Here is a 23,085-nt window from a genome sequence, read left to right on the forward strand (position 1 = left end):
TGAAATCTGACTATTTTTGCGAAAACTCAAGTTTTCTCACATTGCCCTGCTTTTCTCTGTCCCTTCAGCAAAAAATCAACGCTCGTGCAGTGCCTCTGCCCGGGATTTGATGATGGGTTTGAGCAGGTAGCTCAAGATGCTTTTCTTGCCGGTGATGATGTCTACCGACGCCACCATGCCGGGGATGATCAGCAGGGGTTTTTCGTCGGTGCCCAGGTGGCTGCGTTCGGTGCGCAGTTTGATGACGTAGAAGGTGTTCTTCTTTTCTTCGTCCATCACGGTGTCGGCGCCGATTTGTTCGAGCTTGCCTTTGAGGCCGCCGTAGATGGTGTAGTCGTAGGCGGTGAATTTGATCATGGCTTCCTGGCCGGGGTGCAGGAAGGCGATGTCTTGCGGGCGGATCTTGGCTTCCACCAGCAGGGTGTCGTCCAGCGGTACCACTTCGGCGATGTCGCTGCCGGGTTGGATCACGCCGCCGACGGTGTTGACCAGCATCTGCTTGACGATGCCGCGCACCGGGGAGGTGACCATGGTGCGGCTGACGCGGTCTTCCAGGCCTTTGGAGGTGGCTTGGGCCTTGCTCAGGTTGGTGCGGGCTTCGTTCAACTGGGCCAGGGCTTCGCTGCGGAATTTACCCCGGGTTTCGTCGATTTTGCGCTGCACTTCGTTGATCGCGGCTTGGGCGCGCGGGATGGCCAGTGTGGTGCCGTCGAGCATGCCTCGGGTTTCGACTTCGGAACGCTTGAGGCGCAGCACTTCTACCGGCGATATCGCGCCTTGCTGCACCAGCGGTTCGGACATGCCGATCTCCTGGCGCAGCAGGCCCAGGCTGTTACGGTATTGATCCTGCTTGGAGCTGAATTCACGCAGTTCCTGCTGGCGTTGCAGCAGCTGTTGTTGCAGCCCGCCAATTTCATCCGCCAGTTGCTGACGGCGGCTCAGGTACAGCGACTCTTCGTTAGAAGCCTGGTTCGGCGCGGCTTTGCGTGCGCTGTCGGAGATATTCAATGGGCGGTTGTCGACTTCCGCACTCAGACGCTCCACGCGCAGTTCCATGGCCACGCGGTCGGCTTCGGTTTCGCCGACGTTGGAGGCAAATCGCGTATCGTCCAGGCGCACCAGCGGCGCCCCGGCGTCGACGATCTGGCCTTCATGCGCATAAATCTGCGCCACGATGCCGCCTTCCAGGTTCTGGATCTTCTGGATGCGCGAGGAGGGGATCGCCTTGCCTTCGCCCTTGGTCACTTCGTCGATGATCGCGAAGTGCGCCCACAGCAGCAGGAACACGAAGAAGCCGATCACGCCCCAGATGGTCAGGCGTACGATGCGTGGCGCGTCGTCGACCAGGGCTTTTTCCACTTCGGGCAGTGGCTGGTTGTCGAGTGAGTCGGTGCCTTTGAAATAACCGAAGACCATCTTCTTTAAGCGGCGTAGACCGGAGTTAAGCGACACTGATCTGCCCCTTTTTCAGCGCTTCCATCACGGCCGCTTTGGGGCCGTCTGCGAGTATCTGGCCACGGTCGATCACCAGCAGGCGGTCGACCAGGCTCAGCAGCGAAGCACGGTGGGTGACGAGAATCACCGTCTTGTTTTCGATCACCGACTGCAAGCGCTGCTTTAGGCGCTCTTCGCCGGTGTTGTCCATGGCGCTGGTGGGTTCGTCCAGCAGCAGAATAGGCGGGTTCAGCAGCAGGGCGCGGGCCAGGGCCACGTTCTGGCGCTGACCGCCAGAGAGGTTTTGCCCGCGCTCGCCCACTTGCAGTTCGTACCCCTGCGGGTGGAGCCTGGCGAATTCATGCACGCCGGCCAGCTCTGCCGCTTGCAGCACCATCTCGTCGTCCACGTAGCGCGCACCGGACACCAAGTTGTCGCGCAACGTGCCAGCCAGCAACTGGATGTCTTGGGCCACATAACCGATGTTGTGGCGCAGCTCGCTGACGTCGATCTGGCGAATGTCCACGCCATCCACCAGCAGCGAACCCGAGTCTGGCTGATAGAGGCCCACCAGCAGTTTGGCCAGCGAGCTTTTGCCCGAGCCGCTACGGCCGATAATGCCGATTTTTTCGCCGGGGCGAACGTTCAGGTTGATGCCGCGTAGCGCCAGATTCTGTTGGTTCGGGTAGGTGAAGTCGACCTCGCGGAAGGTCATCGCACCTTGCAGCGATTTGCGGCTGAGGGGGCGCTCTTCGAAGTTGCGTTCTTGCGGCAACTCCATCATTTGGTCGACGGAGACCATCGTCACCTTGGCTTGCTGGTAACGCGTCAGCAGGCCCGACAGTTGCGCCAGCGGGCCCAGTGCGCGGCCGCTGAGCATGTAGCACGCCACCAGGCCGCCCATGCTCAGGGTGCCATCAATGATCTGATACACGCCGAAGATGATCATCGCCACGCCTGCCACTTGCTGGATCAGCAGCGTGATGTTCATCGCCAGGCCGGACAGAACTTTCACCCGCAGTTCCAGGCGGCTGAGGGTGCCGATGGTTTGTTCCCACTGGTATTGGCGCTCGCTCTCGGCGTTATTGACCTTCACCGCATCCAGCCCGGCGAGGGTTTCGATCAGGCTGGACTGGCGCTCGGCGCCCAGCGCCATGGTGCGCTCAAGTGTCGCGGTCAGCGGCTTTTGCAGAAAGTGGCCGATCCCCAGGGCCAGTGGGAACGCGACGATTGGAATCCACACCAAGTGGCCGCCCAGCAGCGCGATCACGCCGAGGATGATCAATGTAAAAGGCAGATCGATCAGGCTTGCCAGGGTCAGCGAGGTTAAAAAGTCGCGCATCCCCTGAAATTCGTGGATGTTTTGCGCATAGCTGCCGACGCGTGCAGGGCGCATTTTCATCGACATGCCCACGATGCGCTCGAACAGCGTCGCGGAGATGATCAGGTCGGTTTTCTTGCCCGCAAGGTCCAGGCACAGGCTGCGCATGCTCTTGAGCAACAGGTCGAACAGGTAAGCACCGCAAATACCGACCGCCAGCACCCACAGGGTGGCGGTGGCCTGGTTGGGGACCACGCGGTCGTACACGTTCATCACAAACAGCGGCGCGGCCAGGGCGATCAGGTTGATCACCAGGCTGGCGGCGATAGCATCGGCGTAGAGCCAACGTGAGCGTTTGAGGGTGTCTCTGAACCAGGAGCGAGCGCGCGGGATAAGCGTGCCAGTGGTGACGTCAAATTTATGCTGCGGTTGGGCGAAGAACACCCGGCCGCTGTAATCCTGACTCAGCACTTCCCGGGTGACGTGAACTTCGCCGCCTTCGCTTTCGCTGAGCAGCAAGCGGGCGGTATCACCGTCCCACCCCACCAGCACCGCACTGCGTCCTTCCTTCAACAGCAATAAGGCCGGCAATGCGATGGATGGAATCTGCTCCAACTTGCGCTGCAGCACGCGACCCTGCAAACCCGCCCGCGCGGCTGCGCGGGCGAGCAGGTCTGGGCTCAGGCGCTGGCCCGCCAAGGGCAGGCCAGTGGTCAGCATTGCCCGGCTGGCGGGCTTGTAATGCAGGGAGCAGAGGGTCAGCAACCCGTCCAGCAAGGGGTCATCATGCTGACTGCGCGGGTCATGGTTGAGCGGCGCCACACTTATTTCAGAATCCAAGCTGACTCTCTCTTAATGCAGTTGAGCGGTCCAACTCCGTCAAGAATCAGTTCATCCCTGGCAGGTTCACCTTCGTTTTGACTTCGTTCTGCACAACTGATGCCAGCGGCGCAACCACGCCTTGGCTTTTGAGCAGTTGGCCCATATCGGCCTTGATACGGTATTGCGTATACAGCTGCAGGTTTTTGATCTGTGCCAGGCGTTGCGATGCCGTGAACAGTTCGTTCTCGCTGTCGAGCAGGTCGAGCAGTGTACGCTCACCCAGGCTGAACTGCTGCTGGTAAGACGTGCGCACGCGGGTGCTGCGGTCTACGTATTCCTGAGCGATCGGCAATTGCGCCGTGGCGTTGTTGTAGGCGTTCCACGCCAGGCTCAATTCCTGGTTCAGCTCACGCAGGGCGTTGTTGCGGATATCCAGCGCTTGGGATGCCTGGGACGCCTTGGACTGCAGGTCTGCCTTGTTGCTGCCGCCGGAGTACAGGTTGAACTGCATGCGCAGCATGGCGGAGTAGCCATTGTCGTGGCCTTCTTCGCCGCCGATATTGCTGTTGGCCGAGCGTTGCAACTCAGCATCGAAGCGCGGATAGAACGTCGATTTGGCGGATTCGTATTGCTTTTCAGCCGCTGCGATGTCCGCTTCGGCCGAACGCAGTACCGGGCTGCTCTCCACCATCTGCCGACGTGCTTCTTCGAGGCTGGCAGGCATCAAGGCGACAAAGCCCTGGGGCTTCTCCAGCTCGTCGGGTTCTTGGCCGACGGCGCTCATGTAGTTGGCTTTGGCGTCATCGAGGTTGGTCTGTTCGGTCAGCAAGTTGTTGCGGGCCTGGGCCAGACGGGCTTCGGCTTGATCCATGTCCGCCATTCTTCCGACGCCACGGCTGGTGCGCAATTTGATCTGGTCAAAAATGCGTTCGTGGCTTTTCAGGTTGTCTTCTGCCAGCTGCACCATCTCGCGACGGGTCAGGACATCCAGATAAACCTGGGCCACCGTCAGTGCGGTGCGCTCGGTGGTATTGAGCAGGGCATAACCGCGGGAGTTGGCGGTGGCCTGCTGGCGGCCGACTTCATTCTCGGTGCCGAAACCCTGGAACAGGTTTTGCTGAAGACGAATGCTCGATTCGCCGCGATTCAGGGTTTTCCAGTCATGGCTGTTGCTGGCGGCGCGGGTCGAGGTGTTGTCGGAGCTTTCGCGACCATAACCGCCCAGCAAGTCGATTTTAGGCAGGTAGCCGCCCTGGGCCGCTCTGACCTGATAGTCGGCAGCGATACGTGCGTTGACGGCAGCCTGGATTTCCGGGTGAACGTCGACAGCCTTTTGCATGGCTTCTTGAAGGGTTTGAGCCTGTACGAAACTAGTCGCAAGAACAAATGGCACAGCGGTGAATAAGTGCAAACGCATTCTGATTTTTCCCCGGGGATTGGTTGCCTGAAAGCCGCAACAAACTTGAAATATTGCACTGGAGTGGCAACTCGAAATGCCCGTTTTTATTGGGCGCCGCAGGGCGCAAACAGAAAGTCGCGAAGCCGCTTAAATATCAATGTGACATTACTGGGCGGATTGTTTAGGATGACGCCCAATAGGTCAATACCTTGACGGAAAAGTAATTTTTCTGGCGCAGCAACAAAATATTGACGCCATTGTTTTTTTTGAAGCAATTGAGTACTCCAGCTTATTGAATCGGCACCACTGACAGGGCCGGTCTCCTGGGTGGATACCCCTGAACGGCAATACACGGAGAGTCTTTTATGAGCAGCGTTGCGGTCGTCAAAAGCATTGTCGGTCAAGTGTTCGCGGTATCCCCAGAAGGGATTCGTCGTCTGCTGGTAGAAGGCGATCGCCTGTTCGCAGGGGAGCAGATTGATACAGGCCCGGCCGGTGCCGTTTCGCTGGAACTGGCCGACGGCCGCGTGATTGATCTGGGCCGCGACACTCAGTGGAGCGCCAACGCACCTGACTCGACCACCGACCTCAGCGCCGCCACTGCTCAAGCAGCACCGTCCGTCGCCGAATTGCAGCAGGCCATCGCTGCCGGCGCCGACCCGACCCAAGACCTCGAAGCCACCGCCGCGGGCCCGACCGCAGCCGGTGCTGACGGCGCTGTCGGCGGCGGCCATAGCTTTGTCGTGCTTGAAGCAACGGCCGGCGTGGTCGACCCTACCATCGGTTATCCGACCAACGGTCTTAACGCTGCGGATGCGGTGGCTAACGCCCTGACCGGCGCTGACAACAACGGCGTCGACCCGCGCAACGTCACCATCACCCTGACCGCTACGCCTACCATCACCGAAGCCGGTGGTGTTGTGGTTTACACCGTATTCATCACGCAAGCCCCGACCAGCGACCTGACCGTCACCTTGTCCAACGGCCTCTCTGTTGTGGTCCCAGCCGGCCAGACCTCCGGCGCGCTGAACGTTACGTTCGCCGGTAATGACACCCCTTACCTGGACGCCTCGTCGATCTCCGCCACCATTGCCGGCACGTCCGGCGGCGGCAACCTGATCATCACCACCGACCCGACGCCGGCGGTCACTCAGATCAACGACACCATCGACACCACCACCGTTACGCTCACCGCGACGGCATCGGTGGATGAGGGTGGCAAGATCGTCTACACCGCCACCGTCACCAACGCGGCGCAGACCGACGTTGTGATCAAACTGTCCAACGACCAGACCATCACCATCGAAGCCGGTAAAACCACCGGTACGGTCAGTGTCGACACCCCGGCCAACCTGGCGGATGGCAAAGACCTGACGGTCAGCGCCACCATTACCAGCGCCACCGGCGGCAACTACGAAAACCTGGCGATCAATCCCGCACCGGCCACTTCCACCGTTGTTGCTGTGGATGATCCCAGCGTCCTGGTCGCCGATACCAACACGATCGTCGAAGATAACGTCGCCACCGGCAATGTGCTGAGCAACGACAGCGACATCGACAATGTGCTGAGCGTCGCCACCTTCAATGTGGGCGGCACCACCTTCGCGGCGGGCCAGACGGCTGTTATCGCAGGCGTGGGCAGTATCACGATTGGAACCGATGGCGCGTATACGTTCACCCCGGTCAAGGATTACAGCGGCGAAGTGCCGCAGATCGGCTACACCACTAATACCGGTTCGAGCAGCACGCTGACCGTGACGATTACGCCGGTCAACGACGCGCCGGTGATCGAAGTGTCGGCCAACACCCTGGTTGAAAACACCGCGGTAGCCGGCACTGTGGCAGGCACATTTGCCGCCAGTGACGCAGAGACGCCGACCCAGGCGCTGGATGTGAAGTTCACCGCAGGTACTAATGCGGACGGTTACTACGCGATTTCCGGCACCGACGTTGTACTGACGCAGAAAGGTGCTGACTGGGTCAACGCCGGCAATCAACTGCCGAAGATCGATTTGACTGTGACCGACGCTGACAATGTCAGCTCGACCGCCAATGGCCAGCCGACCGTGACTCTGGTCAACGACATCCCGGTTATCAGCGTCGAAGCCAACGCCCTGACTGAAAACGACGCCAAAGAAGGCACCGTGGCCGGGCGCTTCACCGCGACTGATGAAGAAACGCCGGTTGCTGATCTGAAAGTCACCTTCACCGCCGGTACTAACACCGACGGCTACTACGCCCTGTCGGGCACCGATGTGGTCCTGACTCAGAAAGGCGCCGATTGGGTCAACGCCGGCAATCAACTGCCGAAGATCGATTTGACTGTGACCGACGCTGACAATGTCAGCTCGACCGCCAATGGCCAGCCGACCGTGACTCTGGTCAACGACATCCCGGTTATCAGCGTCGAAGCCAACGCCCTGACTGAAAACGACGCCAAAGAAGGCACCGTGGCCGGGCGCTTCACCGCGACTGATGAAGAAACGCCGGTTGCTGATCTGAAAGTCACCTTCACCGCCGGTACTAACACCGACGGCTACTACGCCCTGTCGGGCACCGACGTAGTGCTGACCCAGAAAGGCGCCGATTGGGTCAACGCCGGCAATCAACTGCCGAAGATCGACCTGACCGTCACTGACGCCGATAACGCCAGCTCCAGCGCGACCGGCCAACCGAGCGTCACTCTGGTCAACGACATCCCAGTTATCGCCGTCGAAGCCAACACCCTGACGGAAAACGATGCCAAAGAAGGCACCGTCGCCGGCCGCTTCACCGCGACTGACGAAGAAACGCCGGTTGCTGATCTGAAGGTCACCTTCACAGCCGGTACCAACAACGACGGCTACTACGCGCTGTCGGGCACCGATGTGGTCCTGACGCAGAAAGGCGCCGACTGGGTCAACGCCGGCAACCAGTTGCCTAAGATCGACCTGACCGTCACTGACGCCGATAACGCCAGCTCCAGCGCGACCGGCCAACCGAGCGTCACTCTGGTCAACGACATCCCAGTTATCGCCGTCGAAGCCAACACCCTGACGGAAAACGATGCCAAAGAAGGCACCGTCGCCGGCCGCTTCACCGCGACTGACGAAGAAACGCCGGTTGCTGATCTGAAGGTCACCTTCACAGCCGGTACCAACAACGACGGCTACTACGCGCTGTCGGGCACCGATGTGGTCCTGACGCAGAAAGGCGCCGACTGGGTCAACGCCGGCAACCAGTTGCCTAAGATCGACCTGACCGTCACTGACGCCGATAACGCCAGCTCCAGCGCGACCGGCCAACCGAGCGTCACTCTGGTCAACGACATCCCAGTTATCGCCGTCGAAGCCAACACCCTGACGGAAAACGATGCCAAAGAAGGCACCGTCGCCGGCCGCTTCACCGCGACTGACGAAGAAACGCCGGTTGCTGATCTGAAGGTCACCTTCACAGCCGGTACCAACAACGACGGCTACTACGCGCTGTCGGGCACCGATGTGGTCCTGACGCAGAAAGGCGCCGACTGGGTCAACGCCGGCAACCAGTTGCCTAAGATCGACCTGACCGTCACTGACGCCGATAACGCCAGCTCGACCGCCAATGGCCAGCCGACCGTGACCTTGGTCAACGACATCCCGGTTATCGCCGTCGAAGCCAACACCCTGACGGAAAACGACGCCAAAGAAGGCACCGTAGCGGGCCGCTTCACCGCGACTGACGAAGAAACGCCGGTTGCTGATCTGAAGGTCACCTTCACCGCCGGCACCAACAACGACGGTTACTACGCCCTGTCGGGCACCGACGTAGTGCTGACCCAGAAAGGCGCTGATTGGGTTAATGCCGGTAATCAACTGCCGAAAATTGACCTGACCGTGACTGATGCTGACAACGCCAGCTCCAGCGCCAACGGCCAGCCGAGCGTCACCTTGGTTAACGACATCCCGGTTATTAGTGTCGAAGCGAACACCCTGACCGAAAACGACGCCAAAGAAGGCACCGTGGCCGGCCGCTTTACTGCGACTGACGAAGAAACGCCGGTCGCCAACCTGAAGGTCACCTTCACCGCCGGCACCAACAACGACGGCTACTACGCCCTGTCGGGCACCGACGTTGTCCTGACGCAGAAAGGTGCCGATTGGGTCAACGCCGGTAATCAACTGCCGAAAATTGACCTGACCGTCACTGACGCCGATAACGCCAGCTCCAGCGCGACCGGCCAACCGAGCGTCACTCTGGTTAACGACATCCCGGTTATCAGCGTCGAAGCGAACACCCTGACCGAAAACGACGCCAAAGAAGGCACCGTCGCTGGCCGCTTCACCGCGACTGACGAAGAAACCCCGGTTGCTGATCTGAAGGTCACTTTCACTGCGGGTACCAACACCGACGGCTACTACGCCCTGTCGGGTACCGATGTGGTGCTGACTCAAAAAGGTGCCGATTGGGTCAACGCCGGCAATCAACTGCCGAAGATCGACCTGACCGTCACTGATGCCGATAACGCCAGTTCCAGCGCTAACGGCCAACCTACCGTCACTCTGGTCAACGACATTCCGGTTATCGCCGTCGAAGCCAACACCCTGACGGAAAACGATGCCAAAGAAGGCACCGTAGCGGGCCGCTTCACTGCGACTGACGAAGAAACCCCTGTTGCTGATCTGAAGGTCACCTTCACTGCGGGTACCAACACCGACGGCTACTACGCCCTGTCGGGCACCGATGTGGTGCTGACTCAAAAAGGTGCCGATTGGGTCAACGCCGGCAACCAGTTGCCGAAGATCGACCTGACCGTCACTGACGCCGATAACGCCAGCTCCAGCGCGACCGGCCAACCGAGCGTCACTCTGGTTAACGACATCCCGGTTATCAGCGTCGAAGCGAACACCCTGACCGAAAACGACGCCAAAGAAGGCACCGTGGCCGGCCGCTTTACTGCGACTGACGAAGAAACCCCGGTTGCTGATCTGAAAGTCACCTTCACCGCCGGTACCAACACCGACGGCTACTACGCCCTGTCGGGTACCGATGTGGTGCTGACTCAAAAAGGTGCCGATTGGGTCAACGCCGGCAATCAACTGCCGAAGATCGACCTGACCGTCACTGACGCCGATAACGCCAGCTCCAGCGCGACCGGCCAACCGAGCGTCACTCTGGTTAACGACATCCCAGTTATCGCCGTCGAAGCCAACACCCTGACGGAAAACGATGCCAAAGAAGGCACCGTCGCCGGCCGCTTCACCGCGACTGACGAAGAAACGCCGGTTGCTGATCTGAAGGTCACCTTCACAGCCGGTACCAACAACGACGGCTACTACGCGCTGTCGGGCACCGATGTGGTCCTGACGCAGAAAGGCGCCGACTGGGTCAACGCCGGCAACCAGTTGCCTAAGATCGACCTGACCGTCACTGACGCCGATAACGCCAGCTCGACCGCCAATGGCCAGCCGACCGTGACCTTGGTCAACGACATCCCGGTTATCGCCGTCGAAGCCAACACCCTGACGGAAAACGACGCCAAAGAAGGCACCGTCGCTGGCCGCTTCACCGCGACCGATGAAGAAACTCCGGTTGCTGATCTGAAAGTCACCTTCACCGCCGGTACTAACGCCGACGGTTACTACGCGATTTCCGGCACCGATGTGGTGCTGACGCAGAAAGGTGCTGATTGGGTTAACGCCGGTAATCAACTGCCGAAGATCGACTTGACCGTCACTGACGCCGACAACGCCAGCTCGACCGCGAATGGCCAGCCGACCGTGACCTTGGTCAACGACATCCCGGTTATCGCCGTCGAAGCCAACACCCTGACGGAAAACGACGCCAAAGAAGGCACCGTCGCTGGCCGCTTCACCGCGACTGACGAAGAAACCCCAGTTGCTGATCTGAAAGTCACCTTCACCGCCGGTACCAACAACGACGGTTACTATGCGATTTCCGGCACCGACGTGGTCCTGACGCAGAAAGGCGCCGATTGGGTCAACGCCGGCAATCAACTGCCGAAGATCGACCTGACCGTCACGGACGCCGATAACGCCAGCTCCAGCGCGACCGGCCAACCCACCGTCACTTTGGTCAACGACATCCCGGTTATCAGCGTCGAAGCCAACACCCTGACGGAAAACGACGCCAAAGAAGGCACCGTCGCCGGCCGCTTCACCGCGACCGACGAAGAAACGCCGGTTGCTGATCTGAAGGTCACCTTCACCGCCGGTACTAACGCCGACGGTTACTACGCGATTTCCGGCACCGACGTAGTGCTGACCCAGAAAGGCGCCGATTGGGTCAACGCCGGCAATCAACTGCCGAAGATCGACCTGACCGTCACTGATGCCGATAACGCTAGCTCCAACGCCAACGGCCAGCCGACCGTCACCTTGGTCAACGACATCCCGGTTATCAGCGTCGAAGCGAACACCCTGACGGAAAACGATGCCAAAGAAGGCACCGTCGCTGGCCGCTTCACCGCGACTGACGAAGAAACGCCGGTTGCTGATCTGAAGGTCACCTTCACTGCGGGTACCAACACCGACGGCTACTACGCCCTGTCTGGCACAGACGTGGTTCTGACTCAGAAAGGCGCCGATTGGGTCAACGCCGGCAATCAACTGCCGAAGATCGACCTGACCGTGACCGACGCTGACAACGCCAGCTCGACCGCCAATGGTCAGCCGACCGTCACCTTGGTCAACGACATCCCGGTTATCGCCGTCGAAGCCAACACCCTGACTGAAAACGACGCCAAAGAAGGCACCGTCGCTGGCCGCTTCACCGCGACCGACGAAGAAACCCCGGTTGCCGATCTGAAGGTCACCTTCACCGCCGGCACCAACAACGACGGCTACTACGCCCTGTCGGGCACCGACGTTGTCCTGACGCAGAAAGGTGCCGATTGGGTCAACGCCGGTAATCAACTGCCGAAAATTGACCTGACCGTCACTGACGCCGATAACGCCAGCTCCAGCGCGACCGGCCAACCCACCGTCACTTTGGTCGACGACGCCAGCGTATTGCTCCCGGACACCGGTACCGCCCTGGAAGACCACGATGTCATCGGCAATGTGTTGAGCAACGACACCGATGAAGACAGTGACCTGACGGTCAAGTCGTTCACCGTGGATGGCGCTTCCTACGAAGCAGGCAAGCCGGCAACTATTGCGGGCGTTGGTACCATCACCATCGCCAGCAATGGTGATTACACCTTCACGCCGGTTAAGGATTACAACGGCGCGGTGCCACAGATCGGCTACACCACCAATACCGGCTCCAGCAGCACTCTCGACCTGACCATCACGCCGGTCAACGATGCCCCTGTGCTTGGCAATGCCTCGACCAACAACTTTGGCGACACCTACATCGAAGGCAAGCCAGGCGGCTACGTAGCGGCGAATCTGACCGTCAGTGACGTCGACAACAGCAACCTGCAAAGTGCCAAAGTCACATTGGTCAACCCTCTGGCCGGTGACGTGCTGATCGCGGATGTCAGCAACCCGAAAATCGCCGTTACCTATGACAAGGCAACCGGCGTACTCAGCCTGTCTGGTGACGCCACCAAGGCCGAATACCAGGAAGTCCTGCGTTCGGTGCATTTCGCCAGTGAAAGCCAGAACCCGGTTGCCACCGACCGCACCCTGACCATCACTGTAAATGACGGCGAATTGGACTCGGCCCCTGTGACCTCTGTGGTCTACGTGGTTCCGGTCAACGATCCACCGCAGGTCTCATTCGACAGCACCACCTTTACCGAACAAACCGAAGGCGGTGCACTGGTCAAAAACCTGAGCATCAGCGACGTCGACAACTCCACCTTCAGCAAAGTGGTGGTCACGGTTGACCATCTGGCGTCCGGTGATGTGCTCAGCAGCGCCGATGTGCTCAAGGCCCTGGCCGTTGCCGGTATTACCATCACCCAAAGCGGCAGTGCCGCCGATGGCAAAATCGTCTACACCCTCACCAGCAACTCGCCAGCCGGTAGCAGTGCCGCCGATTTCATCAAAGTGGTTGAAGCGATCACCTTCAAGAGCCCCGGCGATAACCCGGTCGGCACGGATCGCAACGTCACCATCGACGTGACCGATATCGGTGGCGGTAACCTTGACCGCGAGCCGCCGGAAACCGGCAGTGCCACCGGCAAGGTCGCAATCGAACTATTCAACGATGCACCGACTGCATCGGCTACCCCATCTAGCGCCGACGAAGACCACGCCGCCACAATCGTGCTGAGCGGCGTCGATGTGGATGGCTCCGTCGCCAAGTTCGTCATCACCACCTTGCCGGAAAACGGCAAGCTGTACAGCGATGCCAGCCTGACCACCGAACTTAAAGTCGGCGATTCGGTACCGGCAGGCGCTGATGGCAAGGCTTCGGTGTACTTCTCCCCAACCGCTGACTGGAGCGGCAGTACTTCGCTCACCTTTAACGCCGTCGACGATGGCGGCAAAGCCAGCGGCGAGACGACCGCTGCAGTTACCATCGCGCCAGTCACCGACACCCCGCACCTGGGCCTGTTGGGCGGCGGCGTTGTGAGCTCGATCAACTTCGACAGCGCCCCGATCAACGGTGGGTGGGGCACGGTCGCGGTCGGTGATGCCAATAACGCAGCCGGCACTGCTCCGACGACCCAGTGGTTGACCGGTAACAGCGACGGCAAGGTCGAGATCGGCCAGAGCGGCGTCTACGGTGTCAACACGCCGGACAATAGCCAAGTCATCGAACTTGAGAAAAATCCCGGCGACGACGCCAGCTTGTACACCATCATCAAGGCTGAAAGCGGCACGGCGTACAGCATCAGTGTCGACTACTCGCCGCGTGCGGGCGCCGAAAATAACTCGGTGATCGACGTTTTCTGGGGCGGCGTCAAAGTCGGCACCCTGGATGCAACCACCGTTGGCATGAAGACCTACACCTTCGTGGTGCCTGTCACCGCTGACGGTGATGCCAAGCTCGAATTCAAGGCGCCAGACAGCAATTCGCTGGGCGGCGTGATGGACAACATCAGCGTCACCCAGGTACTGAACACCGGTCTTGAAGACCACGCGATCAAGTTGTCCGCGATTGACGCTTACGCCACCGACAAGGATGGCTCGGAGACGCTCAAGCTGGAGATCAGTGGCGTTCCGGAAGGCGCGACGATTTCTGATGGCGCGGGCCACACCTTTACCGCGTCGGCCGGCAATCAAAGCATCGACATCAGCGATTGGAACAAGGCCACGCTGGTCTTCAATCCGGCGCCGAATGCCAACGGCCTGGTGAACCTCACCGTGACCGCCACCGCGCAAGACGGCGATGCGGCGCCGAAGTCCGAGTCGATTACGCTGCCGATTAACGTGATTGCGGTCAACGACCTGCCCGTGATTGATGTGGTGGCCAATCCGCTGGTGGAAGGCAACGTCAGTGAAGGCACCGTGGCGGGCACCTTTACCGTCAGCGATATTGAAACCCCGGTTGCCGACCTGAAAGTCACTTTCACTGGCGACAGCAACAAGGATGGCTACTACGCCATCGTTGCCAACGCCGTGGTACTGACCTTGGCGGGCGCGAACTTCGTTAACGCGGGCAATAAACTGCCGCCGATCGATCTGACCGTCACAGACACCGACAAAGGCAGCGCGCACGATGCGGCGACGCCAGCTGTCACTTTGGTCAATGATGCTCCGCTCATCAGCGTTGAAGCCAACACCCTGACAGAGAACGATGCCAAAGAAGGCACCGTGGCGGGTCGCTTCACCGCGACTGACGAAGAAACGCCGGTTGCTGATCTGAAGGTTGCGTTCACTTCCGGTACTAACACCGACGGTTACTACGCCCTGTCGGGTACCGATGTGGTGCTGACTCAAAAAGGTGCCGATTGGGTCAACGCCGGCAATCAACTGCCGAAGATCGACCTGACCGTCACCGACGCTGACAACGCCAGCTCGACCGCGAATGGCCAGCCGACCGTGACTCTGGTCAACGACATCCCGGTTATCGCCGTCGAAGCCAACACCCTGACGGAAAACGATGCCAAAGAAGGCACCGTAGCGGGCCGCTTCACTGCGACTGACGAAGAAACGCCGGTTGCTGATCTGAAAGTCACCTTCACCGCCGGTACCAACAACGACGGTTACTACACCCTGTCGGGTACCGACGTAGTGCTGACGCAGAAAGGCGCCGATTGGGTCAACGCCGGTAATCAACTGCCGAAAATTGACCTGACCGTCACTGACGCCGATAACGCCAGCTCCAGCGCCAACGGCCAGCCGACCGTGACGTTGGTTAACGACATCCCGGTTATCGCCGTTGAAGCCAACACCCTGACCGAAAACGATGCCAAAGAAGGCACCGTCGCCGGCCGCTTCACTGCAACCGACGAAGAAACGCCGGTTGCCGATCTGAAAGTCACTTTCACTGCCGGCACGAACACCGACGGTTACTACGCGATTTCTGGCACCGACGTTGTACTGACGCAGAAAGGTGCTGATTGGGTTAATGCCGGTAATCAACTGCCGAAAATTGACCTGACCGTGACTGATGCTGACAACGCCAGCTCCAGCGCCAACGGCCAGCCGAGCGTCACCTTGGTTAACGACATCCCGGTTATTAGCGTCGAAGCGAACACCCTGACGGAAAACGATGCCAAAGAAGGCACCGTCGCCGGCCGCTTCACTGCAACCGACGAAGAAACGCCGGTTGCCGATCTGAAAGTCACTTTCACTGCCGGCACGAACACCGACGGTTACTACGCGATTTCTGGCACCGACGTTGTACTGACGCAGAAAGGTGCTGATTGGGTTAATGCCGGTAATCAACTGCCGAAAATTGACCTGACCGTGACTGATGCTGACAACGCCAGCTCCAGCGCCAACGGCCAGCCGAGCGTCACCTTGGTTAACGACATCCCGGTTATTAGCGTCGAAGCGAACACCCTGACCGAAAACGACGCCAAAGAAGGCACCGTGGCCGGCCGCTTTACTGCGACTGACGAAGAAACCCCGGTTGCCGATCTGAAGGTCACTTTCACTGCCGGCACGAACACCGACGGTTACTACGCGATTTCTGGCACCGACGTTGTACTGACGCAGAAAGGTGCTGATTGGGTTAATGCCGGTAATCAACTGCCGAAAATTGACCTGACCGTGACTGATGCTGACAACGCCAGCTCCAGCGCCAACGGCCAGCCGAGCGTCACTCTGGTCAACGACATCCCAGTTATCGCCGTCGAAGCCAACACCCTGACCGAAAACGACGCCAAAGAAGGCACCGTGGCCGGCCGCTTTACTGCGACTGACGAAGAAACGCCGGTTGCCGATCTGAAGGTCACCTTCACCGCCGGCACCAACAACGACGGCTACTACGCCCTGTCTGGCACAGACGTGGTTCTGACTCAGAAAGGCGCCGATTGGGTTAACGCCGGCAACCAGTTGCCGAAGATCGACCTGACCGTCACTGATGCTGACAACGCCAGCTCCAGCGCCAACGGCCAGCCGAGCGTCACTCTGGTCAACGACATCCCAGTTATCGCCGTCGAAGCCAACACCCTGACGGAAAACGATGCCAAAGAAGGCACCGTAGCGGGCCGCTTCACTGCGACTGACGAAGAGACTTCGGTTGCTGATTTGAAGGTCACCTTCACCGCCGGTACCAACAACGACGGCTACTACGCCCTGTCTGGCACAGACGTGGTTCTGACTCAGAAAGGCGCCGATTGGGTTAACGCCGGCAACCAGTTGCCGAAGATCGACCTGACCGTGACCGACGCTGACAACGCCAGCTCGACCGCCAATGGTCAGCCGACCGTCACCTTGGTTAACGACATCCCAGTTATCGCCGTCGAAGCCAACACCCTGACTGAAAACGACGCCAAAGAAGGCACCGTGGCCGGTCGCTTCACTGCGACTGACGAAGAAACGCCGGTTGCCGATCTGAAGGTCACCTTCACCGCCGGTACTAACGCCGATGGTTACTACGCGATTTCCGGCACCGACGTGGTGCTGACGCAGAAAGGCGCCGATTGGGTCAACGCTGGCAACCAGTTGCCTAAAATCGACCTGACCGTGACCGACGCTGACAACGCCAGCTCGACCGCGAATGGCCAGCCGACCGTCACCTTGGTCAACGACATCCCGGTTATCGCCGTGGAAGCCAACACCCTGACCGAAAACGACGCCAAAGAAGGCACCGTGGCCGGCCGCTTTACTGCGACTGACGAAGAAACGCCGGTTGCTGATCTGAAGGTCACCTTCACCGCCGGTACTAACGCCGATGGTTACTACGCGATTTCCGGCACCGACGTGGTGCTGACGCAGAAAGGCGCCGATTGGGTCAACGCTGGCAACCAGTTGCCTAAAATCGACCTGACCGTGACCGACGCTGACAACGCCAGCTCGACCGCGAATGGCCAGCCGACCGTGACTCTGGTCAACGACATCCCGGTTATCGCCGTCGAAGTCAACACCCTGACGGAAAACGACGCCAAAGAAGGCACCGTGGCGGGCCGCTTCACTGCGACTGACGAAGAGACTTCGGTTGCTGATCTGAAGGTCACATTCACCGCCGGTACCAACAACGACGGCTACTACGCCCTGTCTGGCACAGACGTGGTTCTGACTCAGAAAGGCGCCGATTGGGTCAACGCCGGCAACCAGTTGCCGAAGATCGACCTGACCGTGACCGACGCTGACAACGCCAGCTCGACCGCGAATGGCCAGCCGACCGTGACTCTGGTCAACGACATCCCGGTTATCGCCGTCGAAGCCAACACCCTGACGGAAAACGACGCCAAAGAAGGCACCGTCGCCGGCCGCTTCACCGCGACCGACGAAGAAACCGCAGTTGCCGATCTGAAAGTCACCTTCACTGCCGGTACCAACAACGACGGCTACTATGCCCTGTCTGGCACCGACGTGGTTCTGACTCAGAAAGGCGCCGATTGGGTCAACTCCGGCCACCAACTGCCGAAGATCGATCTGACCGTTACCGATGCTGATAACGCCAGCTCGACCGCCAACGCGCAACCGAGCGTCACCCTGGTCAACGACGCTCCGGTCATCACCGTGACCGGCACCACTATCGTTGAGAACACCGCGAAGGTCGGCACCGTCGCTGCTACCTTCACGGCCTCCGACGAAGAAACGCCGGTCGCCAACCTGAAGGTCGCCTTCACTGCCGGCACCAACAACGACGGTTACTACACCCTGTCGGGTACCGACGTGGTCCTGACGCAGAAAGGCGCCGATTGGGTCAACTCCGGCCACCAGTTGCCGAAAATCGACCTGACCGTCACCGACGCCGACAACGCCACGTCGCACAATGACGCGCAGCCGAGCGTCACCCTGGTGAACGATGCTCCGGTCATCACCGTGACCGGCACCACTATCGTTGAGAACACCGCTAAAGTCGGCACCGTTGCCGGTACCTTCACGGCCTCCGACGAAGAAACGCCGGTCGCCAACCTGAAGGTCGCCTTCACTGCCGGCACCAACAACGACGGCTACTACACTCTGTCGGGCACCGACGTTGTACTGACTCAGAAAGGTGCCGATTGGGTCAACTCCGGCCACCAACTGCCGAAGATCGACCTGACCGTGACCGACGCTGACAACGCCAGCTCGACCGCCAACGCGCAACCGAGCGTCACCCTGGTCAACGACGCTCCGGTCATCACCGTGACCGGCACCACTATCGTTGAGAACACCGCGAAGGTCGGCACCGTCGCCGGTACTTTCACGGCCTCCGACGAAGAAACGCCGGTCGCCAACCTGAAGGTCGCCTTCACTGCCGGGACCAACAACGACGGCTACTACACCCTGTCGGGTACCGACGTAGTGCTGACGCAGAAAGGCGCCGATTGGGTCAACTCCGGCCACCAACTGCCGAAGATCGACCTGACCGTGACCGACGCTGACAACGCCAGCTCGACCGCCAACGCGCAACCGAGCGTCACCCTGGTCAACGACGCTCCGGTCATCACCGTGACCGGCACCACTATCGTTGAGAACACCGCGAAGGTCGGCACCGTCGCTGGTACCTTCACGGCCTCCGACGAAGAAACGCCGGTCGCCAACCTGAAGGTCGCCTTCACTGCCGGCACCAACAACGACGGTTACTACACCCTGTCGGGTACCGACGTAGTGCTGACGCAGAAGGGCGCCGATTGGGTCAACTCCGGCCACCAACTGCCGAAGATCGATCTGACCGTTACCGATGCTGATAACGCCAGTTCGACCGCCAATGGTCAGCCGAGCGTCACCCTGGTGAACGATGCTCCGGTCATCACCGTGACCGGCACCACTATCGTTGAGAACACCGCGAAAGTCGGCACCGTCGCCGGTACCTTCACGGCCTCCGACGAAGAAACGCCGGTCGCCAACCTGAAGGTCGCCTTCACTGCCGGGACCAACAACGATGGTTACTACACCCTGTCCGGCACTAACGTAGTGCTGACGCAGAAGGGCGCCGATTGGGTCAACTCCGGCCACCAACTGCCGAAGATCGACCTGACCGTTACCGACGCTGATAACGCCAGCTCGACCGCTAATGGCCAGCCGAGCGTGACTCTGGTCGATGACGCCCCGACCGCCACCGACGGTTTCATCCAGAGCAACGAAGACACCTCGGTCGAACTGACCTGGGCGACCTTCGGCGTCAAGGATGAGGACTCCACGAACCCGAAAGTGGTGTTCACCAGCCTCCCTGCCGGTTCCATCGAGTACAACGTCAACGGTACGTGGGTCAAACTGACCGTGGCCGATCTGAAGACCGATACCTCGGCGGGCAAGGCGTTCAGCCAGGCTGACTTCGATAGTCACAACGTACGTTACACCCCGGCAGCCAACGAATCAGGCGACAACAGCTTCGGCGGCACCGGTGTGGGTAACATGCAAGGCGATTACACCCAACTGAAGTTCCAGGCAACCGACGGCAACTCCTACAGCGACACCAAAACCATCACGGTGGATATCCACCCGGTGACGGACGTTCCTGTCGTGACGGTCGGCGCATTCAGCGCTGTGCCGACCGGCCTGACCATTCAGACCTGGAGCGGCGGTAACCTGCGCACTGACTTGGGGACCAACGGTAACGGTGTGGTCAACTCCAGCGATCTGATCAAAGTGATCGACGCCAAGACCGCTGCCAGCGCCGTCTCCACGGGTGTGACCAGCGACGTCAGCAACACCAATGTGGCGGACGGCACCGCGACTAAGGTCTCCGGCCTGATCTATCTGGAAGCGGGTAAGAGCTACACCTTCACCGGTACGGCCGACGACAGCCTGGCAATCACCGTGGGCGGCAAGCTGGTCGCGACCGAAACCTGGAGCAAGGGCAGCGCGATCACCGGAACGGCCTACACGCCGAGCGAGTCGGGCTATTACACCCTCGATATCTACCACTACAACCAGGCCGGCGCGGGCAACTACGACGTCAATGTGTCGATCAACAATGGCCCGTCGATGTCGCTGGGCAACAGCGGCGTGCAGACCTACACCAGCGTGGACGCCTTGAAAGCGGCCGGCGCGGTGCTGGGCGACAGCCATGTGGTCAATGGCGAAGGCTATTACACCGGCTATGTCTACAACCATGGGTTGGAAGACACCGCCATCAAGGTGGCACCGATCACTACCACGTTTGTCGACAACGATGGCTCGGAAACCCACAAGGTGGAAATCAGCGGCCTGCCCAAAGGCACCGTGATTACCGACACTAGCACTGGCGCCAGCTATACCTCGACCGGTGCCAGCGCGCTCTATGATGTCAGCACCTGGAACCTGAAGACCCTGACGGTTACGCCGTTCAAGGATTCGACCGCCAGCTTCGATATCACCGTAAAAGCGACGGCCAAAGAGTCGAGCACCGGTGTGGAAGCGGTGACCACCGGCAAAGTGAGCATCGTGGTCACTGCGGTCAACGACGCGCCGACCCTGGACCTCAGCATCGCCGACGGTTCTGTCGCCACGGGCTTCAGCGCCTCGTACACCGAGCGGGGCACCAATGGTGTTGCGATTACCGGCAATGTGGCCATCAGTGACGTCGACAGCAGCCAGATGCAAAGCGCGACCATCACCCTGAAAAACGCCAGTTCGGGTGATGTGCTCAGCTCCAACCTGGTGGCGGTGGGCGGTACCTACAAAGGTGTCACCGTGACCAGCGTCGGCACGGACGTCAGCGGTAAGATCGTACTGACCCTGTCGGGCGTGGCTGATGTCGCGACCTACAAGGCGCTGCTTGAGTCGTTCCAGTACTCCAACACCGGCAAATACCCGTCCCTTGGTGATCGCACCATCGACATTTCGGTGATGGACAACGAAGGCAGCAACAGCCTGAGTTCGTCGGTGGCAACGACCACCATCACAGTCAAGCCTCAGGTCTACACCCCGGTCACTGAAGGCGGTGCGGCGGCGGATACCATCGACCTGGGCTCCAGCTCGGCCAACAACATCGTGGTCGGCGACAAGGGCGGCATCACCACGCCGGGCAGCAACTACAACATCGCGTTTATCGTCGACACCTCGGGCAGTATCGGGTCGAGTGCGATGACGTCGATCAAAACCCAGCTTTCCGGCATTTTCGATACCTTGATCGCGAACGCGAAGATGACAGGGTCGGGCGTGGTGAAAGTATTGTTGGTCGACTTCGATACCAAGGTTGAATCGCAGGTATCGGTCAACCTGGCCGACCAGGCTGCCGCCAAGGCTGCCCTGCAGGCGGTGTTGAACAACATGGCGTCCAACCCAAGCGATGTAACCAACTATCAGGATGCCTTTAACGCGGCTACCAACTGGTTCAAGAGCAGCGACGCCACCAGCAACGCTGGTGCAAAAAACCTGACGTATTTCATTACCGACGGTGAGCCGAACGTCTACAACGCGACGTACGACAACATTAGCCTGGGGTATACCAGCTCCTGGTGGGGCTCCAACGTGACCTTCGATAGCAAGGTCAACGGCTCCACCTACACCCTGGGTCAAAGCACTCCGGTCACCGCTACGATCTACGGTCAGACACAGGTCATCGTCGACAAGGACGGCAAGGTGTACTCGTACAACTCGTCCGGCACCAAGACCTTTGAAGGCTATGTCGTGTCCGATGGCCACGGTGGTTTCAACGTGGCGGGGGCTGCCAGCAGTTCGGGCTGGACCGATTATGCGTTGGAATACGCCAAAGACGCTTACACGGCGCTGACGACTTCCGTCGCGGGCGGGGTCGAGGTACAAGCCATTGGTCTGGGCAATAACGTCGATAAAGACATGCTCCAGAAGTACTTCGATACCGACAAGACGGTCAGCACCATCGACACCGCGAAACTGGCGGATACCATTACCGGCCACACGGCCGATACCGGTGCCGACAGCGTTTCCGGCGGTTCGGGCAACGACATCATCTTCGGTGACCTGATCAGCTACAACGGTCAGGAAGGCAGTGCCGCACTCAAGGCCTTCGCCGCCGAGAAGCTGTCCACTACCGTCGACCACATCGATGACCGCACCTTGCATCAGTACATCACTGAGCATGTGCAAGACATCGGTGCCTTGGCCAGCGCGTCGAACATCTACGGTACCAAGGACGGCGGCGACACCCTGATCGGCAATGCCGGCAATGACATCCTGTTCGGCCAGGGCGGCAACGACACCCTCTCCGGCGGTGCCGGTAATGACATCCTGGTGGGCGGCAAGGGTAACGACATCCTCACCGGCGGCGCGGGTGCCGATACCTTCGTCTGGCTCAAAGGCGACACCAACACCAATGGCGGCTTTGATCGCATCACTGACTTCAAGCACAGCGAAGGCGACAAGCTGGACCTGTCCGATTTGCTGCAAGGCAATAACGACAACAACTTGTCCAAGTACCTGCAGCTGACCACCGACGCGTCGGGCAACTCGACGCTGAGCGTCAGCAGCACCGGGGCGTTCACCGCGTCGGGTGGCGGCACGGCAGATGTCACCATCAAGGTCGATGGCGCCAACTGGGGTGCTGGCAGCTCCGCGATCAACAACCTGATCGCCGGTGGCGACCTGACCGTCAAGCACCACGACTGATTACCCAGCAGCGCCAATCTTTCGGGATTGGCGCTGCGTGGGCATCAGCGTCGAGCAAATGTGTGTAATCTCTGCAGAGGCCGTGCGCGGCACCTGCAGGGATTTTTTATTGGGAGAAC

4 protein-coding genes are annotated in these 23,085 nt (G+C 59.9%); 1 reads left to right on the plus strand and 3 read right to left on the minus strand.

Annotated elements, in window-relative coordinates; all coding sequences use genetic code 11:
* Positions 1-75: 75 nt before the first annotated feature.
* From HRH33_RS02435 to HRH33_RS02445, 3 genes are read right to left on the minus strand one after another with little or no spacing between them, the layout of a single operon-like run.
* Positions 76-1,416: an HlyD family type I secretion periplasmic adaptor subunit gene (locus HRH33_RS02435; RefSeq protein ID WP_094066163.1), complete on the minus strand. Its 1,341-nt coding sequence runs from the start codon at positions 1,414-1,416 to the stop codon at positions 76-78.
* Positions 1,417-1,441: 25 nt separating this feature from the next.
* Positions 1,442-3,595 carry a type I secretion system permease/ATPase gene (locus HRH33_RS02440; RefSeq protein WP_034136514.1) on the minus strand — a complete coding sequence of 718 codons (2,154 nt, stop codon included), beginning with the start codon at positions 3,593-3,595 and terminating at the stop codon, positions 1,442-1,444.
* A 46-nt stretch (positions 3,596-3,641) separates the two neighbouring features.
* The gene (locus tag HRH33_RS02445) at positions 3,642-4,994 is read right to left on the minus strand and encodes a TolC family outer membrane protein (RefSeq protein ID WP_034136515.1); all 1,353 of its coding nucleotides are present in this window, start codon (positions 4,992-4,994) and stop codon (positions 3,642-3,644) included.
* A 347-nt stretch (positions 4,995-5,341) separates the two neighbouring features.
* Here HRH33_RS02445 and HRH33_RS02450 point away from each other — a divergent pair, with 347 nt between their 5' ends.
* Positions 5,342-22,966, plus strand: a complete 17,625-nt coding sequence (locus HRH33_RS02450) for a retention module-containing protein (protein WP_173603357.1) — start codon at positions 5,342-5,344, stop codon at positions 22,964-22,966.
* Positions 22,967-23,085: the final 119 nt, after the last annotated feature.

Origin of the sequence: Pseudomonas rhodesiae (assembly GCF_013285305.1) — a bacterium.
GTDB lineage: Bacteria > Pseudomonadota > Gammaproteobacteria > Pseudomonadales > Pseudomonadaceae > Aquipseudomonas > Aquipseudomonas rhodesiae.